The sequence below is a fragment of the Pantoea sp. SGAir0215 genome (genome assembly GCF_043543215.1).
This window is the reverse complement of the sequence record NZ_CP028031.1, coordinates 3,820,648-3,833,491: the sequence shown is the minus strand read 5'-3', so window position 1 is coordinate 3,833,491 and position 12,844 is coordinate 3,820,648. Positions and strand designations below refer to the sequence as shown.

Sequence of the window (12,844 nt, the reverse complement as noted above, 5' to 3'; positions counted from 1 at the left end):
AAAAGGGCCATCGTGGCCCTTTTTTTTGCGTAACGGAAAACCCGTTTTCCCGACAGGATAAGCTGCGGGTTCATAAGACGTGCCGCAGGGCAAACCCGAAGCCGCCTTCTGAGAAGGCGGCTTTGTTACTTACCGTCGCGCAACAGCGACTTGAGTTCTGGCGGCGCCTGTTGCTCGGGAACCAGTATGACGACCGTGCCGGACTGCTGGCGCGTGGCATATTGAATCTGGATGCGGAAGTAACGTTGATCCCCGCGTCCCACCTCTGCTGCTTTTTCCTCGGGTTCGCCCAAAGGCATCGCCCGTTCCAGTACCTGACAGACGTGCGCTTTTTCGGGAGGCGGAAGTTCGCCCAACGGAAATCGACGCTCATTCCGTAAGCCAGGAATAAAAGCAAAGCCGCCTTCTTGCGTTACCACAATCGTTGCGTCATCGGTGAGCTCGGGGAGTTGACTCATAACACGCCTACCTCTTTCCACGCTTGTTCAATTGCGCTCGCCACCGTGGTGTCGAAGCGCTTTTTACCATGCTGCACGGTGAGCTGTGCAAAGGCTTTGAAGTCAGCATCCTGATGTAAATCTTTATCGCACAGCGTGTCGTACCACGCCTGACCCGCTCGCTCCCAGGCATATCCGCCCAGGGCTTTTGCGGCCAGATAAAAGGCACGATTAGGGATCCCGGAGTTCAGGTGCACACCGCCGTTATCCTCACGTGTTTTAATATAGTCCTTCATGTGGCCTGGCTGAGGATCTTTCCCCAGCATCGGGTCATCGTAAGCGGTGCCGGGATGTGACATTGACCGCAGACCTTTACCATTGATGCCTTTTGCCAGCAGCCCTTCACCGATGATCCAGTCGGCCTTATCGGCTGTCTGTTTCAGACTAAACTGTTTCACCAGCGAACCAAACACATCAGACATGGACTCGTTCAACGCACCGGCCTGTTCAAAATAGATCAAACCGGCTTCGGTTTCTGTGACGCCGTGCGACAACTCATGCGCCACCACATCAATCGCAATCGTGAAGCGGTTAAAGATTTCGCCATCACCGTCGCCAAACACCATTTGCTGACCGTTCCAGAACGCGTTTTGGTACTTCTCACCGTAGTGAACCGTCCCAGCTAGTTTCAGACCGTGATTATCCAGAGAATTTCGTTTATAGATTTGCCAGAAAAAGTCGTGTGTGACACCAAGATAGTTCCAGGCTTCGTCGGCAGCAACGTCACCATTTGAAGACTGGCCTTCTTTACGCACCAGCGTGCCAGGTAATGTTTCCTGGTTTTTGGCATCATAGATTTCACGCTCAATCTTCCCGGCCTGCGTGGTTTTTGGCGCTGCCGTCTTTTTCCAGTGTTCAGCCATCAGGTGCTGAACATGGGTCAGTGTACGACGTGCCTGCTCCTGCTGGTGGCCGGTGCCGTGATCGATAATCTTGCGAAGAATATAGGGAGGAATAACGCTGAAAGCCATTTGAGACTCCTTGGCATGAGGGATGTACCAGGAAGTATAGTTAAGAAATGCTTTTCTTTCGTCTCGGTTTTTCAGGAATAAGTTGCGTGACCTGGCTTTCAACCCAGCCATCATCAAGGCGGGTGCGTAACCGATCGCCCTTATTCAACTGACCAGTTTTTTTCACGACCTGTCCATGGGTATCCGTCGTAACGCTGAAACCCCGCGCCAGCGTGGCGAGCGGGCTGACGCCTTCCAGTTGCGCGGCAAGCTGACCAAAACGTTGTTTATCGCGGTTAAGCATTTTTTCCATGGCCTGCTGCAGACGATAGTGCCAGTTCTGCAGACTTTTTTGTGCCTGATACAGGCGTTCTTGTGGCTGCTGTTGGGCCAGCCGCTGTGCCAGGCGATCCTGCTGACGGCTGGCGTGGCGAAGCCGTGTTTCCATCGCATCGCCCAGGCGCTGTTGTAGCCGGAACAGCAGGGTCTGCTGGCGCGCGAGGCGCAACTGCGGATGTTGCTGCTGCAGGCGATGGTCTAAACGGCTGAACAGACGCTGCTGACGCGCCAGATAGTAATCCATTGCCATTTCCAGCCGCTGCTGTTGTGACTGAAGTTGACGCAACAGCTCAAGCTGATTACGGCTGACAATTTCGGCCGCAGCCGATGGCGTTGGGGCGCGCAGGTCAGCGACAAAATCAGCAATCGTGACGTCAGTTTCATGCCCGACAGCACTGACCACGGGAATGTGGCTGGCAAAGATAGCGCGCGCCACGCGCTCGTCATTAAAGCTCCACAGATCTTCCAGCGAACCGCCGCCGCGTCCCACGATTAACACGTCGCACTCTGCCCGCAGGTTAGCGATTTCAATCGCACGTACGATCGCGGCAGGCGCATCTACGCCCTGTACGGCGGTGGGATAAATCACGACCGGTAGTGAAGGATCGCGACGGTGAAGCACGCGCAGTACATCGTGCAGCGCCGCGCCGGTAGCAGACGTTATGACGCCGACCTGCTTTGCCGGTTGCGGCAAGGGCTTCTTATGTTCTGGTGCGAACAGGCCTTCCTGCGCCAGCTTTGCTTTCAACTGTTCGAACTGCTGCTGGAGCAGGCCTTCACCGGCGGGATGCATGCTTTCAATAATCAGCTGATAATCGCCGCGCGGTTCATACAGCGTAATATTGGCGCGAACTAAGATCTGCTGACCATGTTGCGGGCGAAAGGTCACACGACGGTTGCTGTTGCGAAACATCGCGCAGCGCACCTGTGCACCATCATCTTTCAGCGTGAAGTACCAGTGGCCAGAAGCCGGCTGGGTAAAATTAGAGATTTCGGCACTCAGCCACACCAAGCCCATCTCATTTTCCAGCAGCTGACGCACTGTGGTATTGAGACGACTTACGGTAAAAATATTGGCGTTCGGTGGCAGCGACATGTGACGAAGATCAAATTCCAAATCAGTAGGTTAATTAGTCGATACTACAGGCCCTGTTGCGCGGATCAAGACTTTTTCTAAAAAACTAGTGGAGGCAATCGATTACGCCCTGTATAATGCCGCGGCAATATTTTATCTATTCTCACGCACCCGAGGTGGAGTATTGCCATGTTAAGAATCGCTAAAGAAGCACTCACTTTCGACGACGTCCTGCTCGTTCCTGCTCACTCCACCGTCCTGCCTAATACGGCCGACCTCAGCACGCAACTGACCAAAAATATTCGCCTGAACATTCCCATGCTTTCTGCTGCGATGGATACCGTGACCGAAGCGGGCCTGGCGATTGCGCTGGCACAGGAAGGCGGTCTGGGCTTCATTCATAAAAACATGTCAATTGAACGCCAGGCAGACGAAGTCCGTAAAGTCAAAAAACATGAAAGCGGCGTGGTTACCGAACCACAGACCGTACTGCCCACCACCACACTGGCCGAAGTTAAAGCGCTGACCGAGCGCAACGGTTTTGCCGGTTACCCTGTGGTGAACGCGAAAAACGAACTGGTGGGCATCATCACCGGTCGCGATGTGCGCTTTGTGACCGATCTGAACCAGCCTGTCACTGCCGTGATGACGCCGAAAGAGCGTCTGGTGACGGTGAAAGAAGGCGAAGCCCGCGACGTCGTTCTGCAAAGAATGCACGAAAAACGCGTCGAGAAAGCCCTGGTCGTGGACGACAGCTTCCATTTGCTGGGCATGATCACCGTAAAAGATTTCCAGAAAGCCGAACGTAAGCCTAATGCCTGTAAAGATGCGCAGGGCCGTCTGCGTGTGGGTGCTGCTGTCGGTGCCGGTGCGGGCAACGAAGAGCGCGTGGATGCACTGGTGGCTGCCGGTGTTGACGTCTTACTGATCGACTCTTCTCATGGCCACTCTGAAGGTGTACTGCAGCGCATCCGGGAAACCCGCGCGAAATACCCTGATCTCGAAATCGTCGGCGGCAACGTGGCGACTGGCGCGGGTGCGCTGGCGCTGGTTGAAGCGGGCGTAAGCGCCGTTAAAGTGGGCATCGGTCCGGGATCCATCTGTACGACCCGTATCGTTACCGGTGTCGGTGTTCCGCAGATCACCGCTGTTTCTGACGCTGTTGCGGCGCTGGAAGGCACGGGCATCCCTGTTATCGCTGACGGCGGTATCCGTTTCTCAGGTGATATCGCCAAAGCCATCGCGGCAGGTGCTTCCTGTGTCATGGTAGGTTCTATGCTGGCAGGTACAGAAGAATCGCCGGGTGAAATCGAACTTTACCAGGGCCGTGCCTTTAAATCCTATCGTGGGATGGGGTCACTGGGTGCGATGTCTAAAGGTTCATCAGACCGTTATTTCCAGACCGACAACGCCGCTGACAAGCTGGTGCCGGAAGGCATCGAAGGCCGTGTAGCCTATAAAGGCCGCCTGAAAGAGATCGTGCATCAGCAAATGGGCGGTCTGCGTTCATGTATGGGTCTGACCGGTTGCCCGACCATTGACGATCTGCGCACTAAAGCAGAATTCGTCCGTATCAGCGGTGCGGGCATCAATGAGAGCCACGTGCACGATGTGACCATCACCAAAGAGTCGCCGAACTACCGCATGGGTTCATAACCCCGCAAGATTTCCCGCCCGGCGACAGCCGGGCGCTTTACTTTATCAAGTCACCGTTTTGGAAAACCCTCAATGACGACGGAAAATATCCATAAGCACCGCATTCTGATTCTCGATTTTGGTTCTCAATACACGCAACTGGTGGCGCGTCGCGTCCGTGAGCTTGGCGTGTACTGTGAACTCTGGGCCTGGGACGTTACCGAAGCGCAGATTCGCGAGTTCAATCCCAGCGGTATCATCCTGTCGGGTGGCCCGGAAAGCACCACCGAACACGACAGTCCGCGCGCACCTGACTACGTTTTCACGGCTGGCGTGCCCGTGCTGGGCGTCTGTTATGGCATGCAAACCATGGCTATGCAGCTGGGTGGTAAGGTCGAAGGCTCTAACGAGCGTGAATTTGGCTATGCGCAGGTAGAGGTGAACACCGCCAGCGCACTGATTCGCGATATCGAGGATGCTATCAGCGCATCAGGCAAACCGTTGCTGGATGTCTGGATGAGTCACGGTGACAAGGTGACCGCGATTCCGGCTGACTTCGTCACCGTTGCCAGCACGGAAACCTGTCCGTTTGCGATTATGGCGAACGAAGAGAAGCGCTTCTATGGCGTGCAGTTCCACCCGGAAGTCACCCATACGCGCCAGGGCCTGCGCATGCTGGAGCGTTTCGTTATCGATATCTGCCAGTGTGAAGCGCTCTGGACACCGGCCAAAATCATTGAGGATGCCGTTGAGCGCCTGCGTGCACAGGTGGGCGACGACAAAGTCATTCTGGGCTTGTCCGGTGGTGTCGATTCCTCTGTGACCGCGATGTTGCTGCACCGTGCGATTGGTAAAAATCTGACCTGCGTTTTCGTGGATAACGGTCTGTTGCGTCTGAACGAAGCGCAGCAGGTGCTGGATATGTTTGGCGATCACTTTGGTCTGAACATTGTTCACGTCGATGGTGAAGCGCGCTTCCTGGATGCGCTGGCCGGAGAAAGTGACCCTGAAGCGAAGCGTAAAATCATTGGCCGCGTTTTCGTCGAAGTCTTTGACGAGCAGGCGCTGCGCCTGGAAGACGTGAAGTGGCTGGCACAGGGCACCATCTATCCGGATGTGATTGAATCCGCTGCCTCTGCCACCGGTAAAGCCCACGTCATCAAATCGCACCACAACGTCGGCGGCCTGCCAAAAGAGATGAAGATGGGCCTGGTCGAGCCATTACGTGAGCTGTTTAAAGACGAAGTGCGTAAGATCGGTCTGGAACTGGGCCTGCCGTACGATATGCTCTATCGCCATCCGTTCCCGGGCCCGGGTCTGGGCGTACGCGTACTGGGTGAGGTGAAGAAAGAGTACTGTGACCTGCTGCGCCGTGCGGATGCCATCTTTATTGAAGAGCTGCATAAAGCCGATCTCTACAATAAAGTCAGCCAGGCCTTTACGGTGTTCCTGCCCGTCCGTTCCGTGGGCGTAATGGGCGATGGCCGTAAATACGACTGGGTCGTTTCACTGCGTGCGGTCGAAACCATCGACTTCATGACTGCCCACTGGGCGCACCTGCCGTATGATTTCCTGGGCCGCGTGTCCAATCGTATCATTAACGAAGTGAACGGCATTTCCCGCGTGGTCTATGACATTTCCGGTAAGCCACCGGCGACGATTGAGTGGGAGTAATCCCGCTTCCGGCATAGCCTGACAGTCGGTTATATCAAGCACGAAGCCCGCATGATTGCGGGCTTTTTTATTCTCCGTCCTTCGGCTGTCTTGCGAGACCCTGTCGAAACCCATAAGGCACAGCCTCTGCTGATGCGGAAAAGGGTAACGCGGGGCACCAGGTCGACATATAAGGCAAAAAAATCAGCCGGCGTTATCCGGCTGATTTTATTAACAGTATTTCTGCCGGAGAGAAGGAGACGCACCTCCCCGGTCGGGCAATGCTTACTTAAGATGTTCCTTCAGCTCCACGGACGCCTGGCTTATCGCTGTGCGTACCGTTGGCTCTTTACTCAGGGCATTCAGCAAACCAAAGTCGTGGATCATGCCGTTGTAGCGGGTAACGGTTACCGGCACGCCGGCCGCGTCCAGTTTACGGCCAAACGCTTCCCCTTCGTCGCGCAGGACATCCAGTTCGGCGGTCTGAATCAGCGTCGGCGGTAAACCCGCCAGTTCTTCTTTGGTTGCGCGCAGCGGCGAGGCCAGAATGCTGTTCCGATCTTTTTCTGAGGTGGTGTAGTTGTCCCAGAACCACTTCATCATGTTACGGGTCAGGAAGTAGCCATTGGCAAACTGCTTATAAGAAGCATCGTCAAAGTTTGCATCGGTGACAGGCCACAGCATTACATCGTAGCGAATAGCCGGGGTTTTATTCTGCTTAGCCTGCAGCGCAACGGCGGCAACCATATTTCCGCCTACGCTGTTCCCCACCAGAGCCAGGCGCTTACCGTCCACCCCAATTTCAGCGCCGTGTTCGGCTACCCATTTTGTTGCCTCGTAAGCCTGGGTAATGGCGACCGGATAGTGCGCTTCCGGCGAAGGCGTGTAGTTTACAAACACGGCCGCAGCACCGGATTCATTCACGAGATCGCGTACCAGACGTTCATGTGTCGGAAAATCACCCAGCACCCAGCCACCGCCGTGGAAAAACATAAACACAGGCAGTACGCCAGCGGCATGGGCTGGTTTGACTATTGTCAGCGTCAGCGGTTTACCCAGTGCCGTAATGGTCTTTTCAGAAATCTGTGCAGGCGGCAGCGTGGCACCTTTCTGCGCCCCTGTAAGTACCGCACGGGCTTCTTTAGGGGATAAGGTTTCAATCGGTTTTCCGCCGCTACTGTTAAGCGCGTGAAGAAATGCCGCCACGCCAACGGTGGGCTCCGGTGCGTTTTCGACCGGACTGGCCCATGCTGATGTCATCTGGCTGGCTAACAGTAAAGCACCTGCGGTGAGTTTCACTTTCATTGGGGTTTCCTTGTGTTTGCTATTAAGTAGTGTGCTATTTAGTTTGGCTACAATGCCAGTGAATTATCATCTTGTAAACAACTAAATAGTGAGCGATCTAAATTTTTACTGTCTCACGGTGGGATGAACGCGCCAAAACAGCGCCAAATAGCGGGGGCGGAATAAAAAATAACTCTGTTTATTAGTGGCTTAAAACGGTGGGTGATAATTTAACACCTGCTTTTTTTGCGCGCTACACTCATGTTGAAGCCGCTACGTTCGCGAACAGGCTATCCATTATTGGTACGTCTTGATCGAGCCGAGTTAAATCAGGGCAGTGCAACAGCCGCGCTTGCGCTGCTGATATGGAAAATGTTCGGTGTCGAGGGGGAGGCTGACGCGCTCGGTAAACTGCTTTTGCCAGAAGCACAACCGCGCTACCGGGACTGGTTGCAGCGCATTGCGGATCAGGCTAGCGGTCAGTCCCCTTAGCGCACTGGCGTAACCGGGGAGGAAAACCGTGCAAAAACCTTTGCGTCACCTTGCCATGCGTTTCAGCGCAGAAATGCTGATTTATGCGTTAATGGGATGCTCGCCGCTGATCATCGCGCTTACGGCAGGGCAGGTTGCCAGTGTGGCCGGTTGTCCGCTGAATGAGAGCCGCGCGTATCCCTGCTTTATTCTGGGATACGATACCGGCCAGCTCCTTTACAGGATGGGCGTTTCAGGCTGGTTCAGTCTGTATAGCCTGCCGCTGGGGGCGATGCTCATGATGCTACGCACCGCAGCCTTCTTTAGGCAACTGTATTCACATTACCGTGCCAGGGGCAGCTAACGTGTCATGCCGCCGCAGGCGAAGTGAAGTCAAAGCCGGTGCTTTATTGCACTATAACAGCCTGTCTCTGATCCCCGGGAACCCTCATGCTGACCCTGAAAATTTTTTGTCTCTGCTTTCTTACCGTCATTGTGCTGTCGCTCGCGGCCAGTCTGGCGCAGGCGACGCGCGGCGCTGATGCCCTGAATCAGGGCGGCTGGGCGACTGCCCGGCGGGATTCGGCAGGGCTCGCTCCCGATCCGCATGTTAACGCCAGTCAGGCCATCATTCAGGTTTATGCCGCGCCGACCTATGGCTGGAAGGGTGCCGTTGCGGTGCATCCGTGGATTATTTTTAAACGCGCAGGTGAAACCCGCTATACGCGTTATGAAGTCATCAGTTGGGGCAGTGGCGATAAGGTAAGGCGCAATGCCTCTTTGCCAGATGGTTACTGGTACGGTGCAAAACCGCGTTTGCTGGTGGAGCACCGTGGCCCTGAAGCGCAGAACCTGATTCCGCAGATTGAAGCCGCCATCAAAACCTATCCCTGGCCCACGACCTATCATGCCTGGCCCGGACCGAACAGTAATACTTTTATGGCGCACATTGGGCGCAATGTGCCCGCGCTGAAACTGAATCTGCCTGCTAACGCTCTGGGGAAAGACTATCGGCCATTATGGCGTCCGGTTGGCTTACCGCCTTCAGGTCGCGGGGTTCAACTGTCCCTGCTTGGCGTGGCGGGCGTAACGATCGGCGTGCAAGAGGGCGTTGAGTTTAATCTGTTAGGGCTGAGTGCTGGCGTCGGATTTGCGCCGTTTCAGCTGCGCCTGCCTTTTATCGGCGGTGTAGGGCATAACAACCTGCAACATGATCATCCCTGATTGCCGGCCAGGGTGAGGCGTCGGGCGCATTGACGTCCTGCCCTCGTCTACCCTGACGCGCTAACGGCCCACAGGTTAGCGCGTCCCGGCAGAAACGGTCAGCAGACGCCGAAATCACCATCTTCGTGATAAAGATTCACGCTGTCTGCTTTAATTTCAATTTCCTTTTTGCTGGCATCATCTACGCGCGCGCACCAAAGCGTGTCGCCTTCTGCACGCAGCACGACCATTTTAGGACCGCCCGTTTTCGACTGAACCAGGTCATCAGGGTTAAACATATTTCCTCCGTTGTTTTCTGATGGTTATGTCTGGCATCGCAGCCTCGCATTTTTTGCGCGGCCTTTTCCATTTTAGACACAACCCGTTTTACCTGCCGTCCGACTGCTCGCATCCTGTCCACACATCACAAAAATACCGCAAGGTTGTCAGTTGACAACCGTAAAAATATAAGGAATGCTACGCGCCATGGTGGACAGAAAGCGGCACCCGAATAAAGAGATTGAGGCAGCATTACGTTACGCAGAATCTTACGGATGGCGGGTTATTGCCTCCGGTCATCATGCATGGGGAAAGCTGTATTGCCCCTCAAATCTTGAGACATGCCGGTGTGGGGAATTTTGTCTGACCTGTATCTGGCACACACCAAAAAGCGCGACGAACCATGCAAAAGCATTGCGGCGCGTCGTAGATAACTGTAGTGAGATAAAAAAACGCAAGCGAGGGCATTAACATGACGGAATACTGTTTCACCTTGCGGTTTGCACTGCCTGAAACGCCAGCATCCATTGATACACTACTGGAAAAACTGGCCGAGGCAGGATGCGATGATGCGCTGGTGGGCGCGGGAACCGCTGGCAAGCTGGCGCTGGAGTTTACCCGCCAGGCGATGTCGGCCAGCGATGCGATCGACAGTGCGATCCGGGATGTACAGGTTGCCATTCCTGGCGCGGTCATGATCGAAGCGGCACCGGACTTTGTCGGCTTAACCGATGTGGCTGACCTTATTGGCGTGTCGCGTCAAAATATGCGCAAACTGATGCTGACGCACAGCAAACAGTTTCCGCTGCCGGTGCATGATGGCAAAACTGCTATCTGGCATTTAGCCGACGTGCTGGAGTGGCTGGGGCAGCGCAATCACTACCAGCTACCCGCGGTCACCTGCGAACTGGCGCAGGTAACCCGTCGGCTTAACGTGTTGGGTTCCGTGCAGCGCTACGGTTACCAAAAAACTAAGCCCTAGTGCGGCAACAGGAAAAGCGTCGCCAGGCCCAGGAAAATAAAAAAGCCACCGGTATCGGTAATGGCCGTAATCAGAACGCTGGAGCCCACGGCGGGATCGCGTTTCATTTTGGTCATTACCAGCGGCACCATCACGCCCATGATGGCTGCCAGCAAAAGATTCAACACCATCGCCAGCATCATCACGCCGCCTAGTGCCATATTGCTGTACATGAGCCAGGTGATGGCACCCATAATCCCGCCCCAGAACAGGCCGTTAATCAGGGCGACGCCAATTTCTCGCTTAAACAGAAACGAGAAGTTGCCCGGTTCAACCTGATGCAGCGCCAGGGCGCGGACAATCATGGTAATGGTCTGGTTACCGGTATTGCCGCCGATGCCGGCGATAATCGGCATTAAAGTCGCAAGTGCGACAATCTGTGAGATAGTGCCCTCAAACAGCCCAATCACGCGGGAAGCGATAAAGGCTGTGCAGAGGTTGATGGCCAGCCAGGCCCAGCGATTTCGCACCGACTTACGGACCGGAGCAAAGACATCCTCTTCCTGGCTGATCCCGCCCATTTTGCGGATGTTGCTTTCGTTTTCTTTGTTTACCAGGTCGACCACATCTTCAATCGTGATACGGCCAATGAGCTTGCCCTGGGCGTCCGTCACCGCTGCGGAAATCAGGTTATAGCGTTCAAAGGCACTGGCGGCGTCTTCGGCTTTATCGTCCAGTTGAAAGGTGGTGGGATGGGGATTCATCACCTCGCTCACCAGGGTTTTGGGTTTATTCAGCAGGATATCCGTCAACAGCAGTTCGCCGAGCAGCTGATTCTGTTCATTGGTAATGAAGATTTTGTCCGTGCCATCGGGCATGCTTTTGCCTTTGCGTAAAAACCGTTGCACGGTCGCCAGCGTGACGTCCTCGCGTACAGTGAGGATATTGAAGTCCATCACCCGACCCACGCGATCGCGGTCAAACTTCATCACGCTCAGAATACGCGCCCGTAGTTTGGGCTCCAGGGAGGTCAGTAAGCGCCCGGTGAGGCCGCGCGGCAGATAGCGCACCAGCCAGGCCTGGTCGTCAATATCCAGCGGCGCGATAGCCTGGAGAATATCGCGGTCGCTCATCTCGTCGGTCAGGCTGTCCCAGACGGTTTCTGACGCTTCAACCAGCACATGGCCGCGTTTTTCCGGCGGCACCAGGCTCCAGAGCGCCAGGCGGGCTTCTTCAGGCAACGCTTCAAGGATGTCGGCCAGGTCAGCCGCATGGAGCTGGTCGATGTCTTGTTGCAGAATTTCCCGATGTATCACATTTTCACGTTGCTGCTCAGGCGAGAGATGACCGGCTTTATTCCGTAGTGTCTCGCTGAGACCCTGCTCATTGAGCAGCAGCGTCAGAATACGATGACGAATTTCATTTAAACGTTGAGTGTGTGAGGCAGACACATTGCATCCCTTTAGTCTGAAAGCACCTGCACGAAGTGTAGCGTTTTGACTGAAAAAGGGAGGCAAAAAATCGTCCCGCAGGCGGGAATGCGCGCGGATGTGTCAGCGAAAAGCCTGTAAGGGATTAACGACTGCTGGAAAGCGTCGGGATAGCAGGCGCGGATTCAGTTTGCTTTTGCTGATGATGCTCGAAGGCCGCAGGCAGGATAAAAACGAGACGGCTAAACAGAATGATAAAACTGATGAGTAAAACAACCCGCGTCATGCTGACGCTTTTTTTACGTCTTCGGGGAGAAAGGGCGCTGTTCACGCAAAGAAATTCCTGTAATAACCCAGACCGGGCGACAGCAATATTTAGTCACAGTCGCCCGGGTAAATCAACCGCTGTTTAAAAAAAACACAACGGGTCAATAGCTGGCTTTCTGGGCCAGCAGGGTCGCAAAACGGCAGTTAATCCGGTTGCCGTTTTCATCTTTGCGATGTAGCTGTCCCCAGTTTTCGTTGTATTTCACAATGTGCCAGTTGCGGTAGTAATGGCTTAACTCACCGGATTTAAACGCGAAAGGGAAGTCAGACGGACAGGGCGCATCCTCGGTATTCATCGCGGCCACAATCAGGTTAAAGCCATTTTTCACGGTACAGGCTTGCATATCCGCGATGAGCTGGGGAATGGTGGCCGGTTGCAAAAACATCATGACCACCGTCGAGATGACCACCTGCCAGGCCCCGTTAAAACGCACCTGATTTAAATCCTGCAGCGCCGTATGAATGCCGGTCAGCCCTTCAGCGGCGATGATCTGATTGAGCCGTTCCAGACTGGCGGGATTGTGATCCCAGGCCGTCACGTCAAAACCATGTTGGTTAAGGAACAGCGTATTACGTCCACTTCCGCACCCCAGATCAAGCGCTTTTCCTGGTGTCAGTTTAGGCAGCGCCTCGGCCACCTCCGAGTGCACAGGGGTTAAGCCATAGGTTTCTGAAAAATAGTTATCGGTTCGCAATGTCATGATTATCCGTTCGGTAATGCGGGCAGCAAGTGCCCGCAC

Annotated in this window: 14 protein-coding genes; 6 read left to right on the top strand and 8 right to left on the bottom strand. The window is 54.8% G+C overall.

What is annotated here, in order from left to right:
- Nucleotides 1–125: 125 nt before the first annotated feature.
- The 3 genes from C1N64_RS17890 to xseA are packed head-to-tail and all read right to left on the bottom strand — an operon-like array spanning nucleotide 126 to nucleotide 2,882.
- Complete coding sequence (locus C1N64_RS17890) at nucleotides 126–458, bottom strand: protealysin inhibitor emfourin (protein WP_033740881.1); 333 nt, start codon at nucleotides 456–458, stop codon at nucleotides 126–128.
- Nucleotides 455–1,468: a M4 family metallopeptidase gene (locus tag C1N64_RS17885; protein WP_033740879.1), complete on the bottom strand. Its 1,014-nt coding sequence runs from the start codon at nucleotides 1,466–1,468 to the stop codon at nucleotides 455–457. The genes C1N64_RS17890 and C1N64_RS17885 overlap by 4 nt, the downstream gene beginning before the upstream one ends.
- A gap of 40 nt (nucleotides 1,469–1,508) precedes the next feature.
- Nucleotides 1,509–2,882 (bottom strand): exodeoxyribonuclease VII large subunit, encoded by a 1,374-nt coding sequence (gene xseA, locus C1N64_RS17880; RefSeq protein WP_033740995.1) that lies wholly within the window; start codon nucleotides 2,880–2,882, stop codon nucleotides 1,509–1,511.
- Nucleotides 2,883–3,050: 168 nt separating this feature from the next.
- On the opposite strand from xseA, the gene guaB reads away from it, so the two are divergent.
- Both guaB and guaA read left to right on the top strand, forming a co-directional pair.
- Nucleotides 3,051–4,517 (top strand): IMP dehydrogenase, encoded by a 1,467-nt coding sequence (guaB, locus tag C1N64_RS17875; RefSeq protein ID WP_033740877.1) that lies wholly within the window; start codon nucleotides 3,051–3,053, stop codon nucleotides 4,515–4,517.
- A gap of 72 nt (nucleotides 4,518–4,589) precedes the next feature.
- Entirely contained in the window at nucleotides 4,590–6,170 is a 1,581-nt protein-coding gene (gene guaA / locus C1N64_RS17870) for a glutamine-hydrolyzing GMP synthase (RefSeq protein ID WP_006120616.1), read from the top strand.
- Between the two features lie 264 nt (nucleotides 6,171–6,434).
- On the opposite strand, the gene C1N64_RS17865 is transcribed toward guaA, so the two are convergent.
- Nucleotides 6,435–7,454, bottom strand: coding sequence for an alpha/beta hydrolase (locus C1N64_RS17865; RefSeq protein WP_033740876.1), 1,020 nt, complete (start codon nucleotides 7,452–7,454; stop codon nucleotides 6,435–6,437).
- A 499-nt stretch (nucleotides 7,455–7,953) separates the two neighbouring features.
- On the opposite strand from C1N64_RS17865, the gene C1N64_RS17860 reads away from it, so the two are divergent.
- On the top strand, nucleotides 7,954–8,268 hold the full coding sequence (locus C1N64_RS17860; RefSeq protein WP_133745433.1) for a hypothetical protein: 315 nt from the start codon (nucleotides 7,954–7,956) through the stop codon (nucleotides 8,266–8,268).
- Between the two features lie 86 nt (nucleotides 8,269–8,354).
- A complete protein-coding gene (locus C1N64_RS17855; protein ID WP_054633337.1) occupies nucleotides 8,355–9,128 on the top strand; it encodes a DUF3750 domain-containing protein in 774 nt (257 codons plus the stop codon).
- A 98-nt stretch (nucleotides 9,129–9,226) separates the two neighbouring features.
- Here the strand turns inward: C1N64_RS17855 and C1N64_RS17850 are convergent, their stop codons facing one another.
- Entirely contained in the window at nucleotides 9,227–9,406 is a 180-nt protein-coding gene (locus C1N64_RS17850; RefSeq protein ID WP_033740871.1) for a hypothetical protein, read from the bottom strand.
- A gap of 187 nt (nucleotides 9,407–9,593) precedes the next feature.
- Here C1N64_RS17850 and C1N64_RS17845 point away from each other — a divergent pair, with 187 nt between their 5' ends.
- The gene (locus C1N64_RS17845) at nucleotides 9,594–9,857 is read left to right on the top strand and encodes a hypothetical protein (RefSeq protein WP_133745432.1); all 264 of its coding nucleotides are present in this window, start codon (nucleotides 9,594–9,596) and stop codon (nucleotides 9,855–9,857) included.
- Nucleotide 9,858: 1 nt separating this feature from the next.
- Complete coding sequence (locus C1N64_RS17840; protein WP_033740868.1) at nucleotides 9,859–10,368, top strand: helix-turn-helix transcriptional regulator; 510 nt, start codon at nucleotides 9,859–9,861, stop codon at nucleotides 10,366–10,368.
- Here the strand turns inward: C1N64_RS17840 and mgtE are convergent.
- The 3 genes from mgtE to tehB form a co-directional block, all read right to left on the bottom strand.
- Complete coding sequence (gene mgtE, locus C1N64_RS17835) at nucleotides 10,365–11,798, bottom strand: magnesium transporter (protein WP_033740865.1); 1,434 nt, start codon at nucleotides 11,796–11,798, stop codon at nucleotides 10,365–10,367. The genes C1N64_RS17840 and mgtE overlap by 4 nt on opposite strands.
- A 124-nt stretch (nucleotides 11,799–11,922) precedes the next feature.
- On the bottom strand, nucleotides 11,923–12,108 hold the full coding sequence (locus C1N64_RS17830) for a YfgG family protein (RefSeq protein ID WP_006120471.1): 186 nt from the start codon (nucleotides 12,106–12,108) through the stop codon (nucleotides 11,923–11,925).
- A 97-nt stretch (nucleotides 12,109–12,205) separates the two neighbouring features.
- Nucleotides 12,206–12,844, bottom strand: a complete 639-nt coding sequence (tehB, locus tag C1N64_RS17825; RefSeq protein WP_071988775.1) for a tellurite resistance methyltransferase TehB — start codon at nucleotides 12,842–12,844, stop codon at nucleotides 12,206–12,208.

Bases quoted from the DNA above. Each gene is read 5' to 3' on its own strand.
- C1N64_RS17890 (WP_033740881.1), bottom strand. From the start codon at position 458: ATGAGTCAACTCCCCGAGCTCACCGATGACGCAACGATTGTGGTAACG.
- C1N64_RS17885 (WP_033740879.1), bottom strand. From the start codon at position 1,468: ATGGCTTTCAGCGTTATTCCTCCCTATATTCTTCGCAAGATTATCGAT.
- xseA (WP_033740995.1), bottom strand. From the start codon at position 2,882: ATGTCGCTGCCACCGAACGCCAATATTTTTACCGTAAGTCGTCTCAAT.
- guaB (WP_033740877.1), top strand. From the start codon at position 3,051: ATGTTAAGAATCGCTAAAGAAGCACTCACTTTCGACGACGTCCTGCTC.
- guaA (WP_006120616.1), top strand. From the start codon at position 4,590: ATGACGACGGAAAATATCCATAAGCACCGCATTCTGATTCTCGATTTT.
- C1N64_RS17865 (WP_033740876.1), bottom strand. From the start codon at position 7,454: ATGAAAGTGAAACTCACCGCAGGTGCTTTACTGTTAGCCAGCCAGATG.
- C1N64_RS17855 (WP_054633337.1), top strand. From the start codon at position 8,355: ATGCTGACCCTGAAAATTTTTTGTCTCTGCTTTCTTACCGTCATTGTG.
- C1N64_RS17850 (WP_033740871.1), bottom strand. From the start codon at position 9,406: ATGTTTAACCCTGATGACCTGGTTCAGTCGAAAACGGGCGGTCCTAAA.
- C1N64_RS17845 (WP_133745432.1), top strand. From the start codon at position 9,594: ATGGTGGACAGAAAGCGGCACCCGAATAAAGAGATTGAGGCAGCATTA.
- C1N64_RS17840 (WP_033740868.1), top strand. From the start codon at position 9,859: ATGACGGAATACTGTTTCACCTTGCGGTTTGCACTGCCTGAAACGCCA.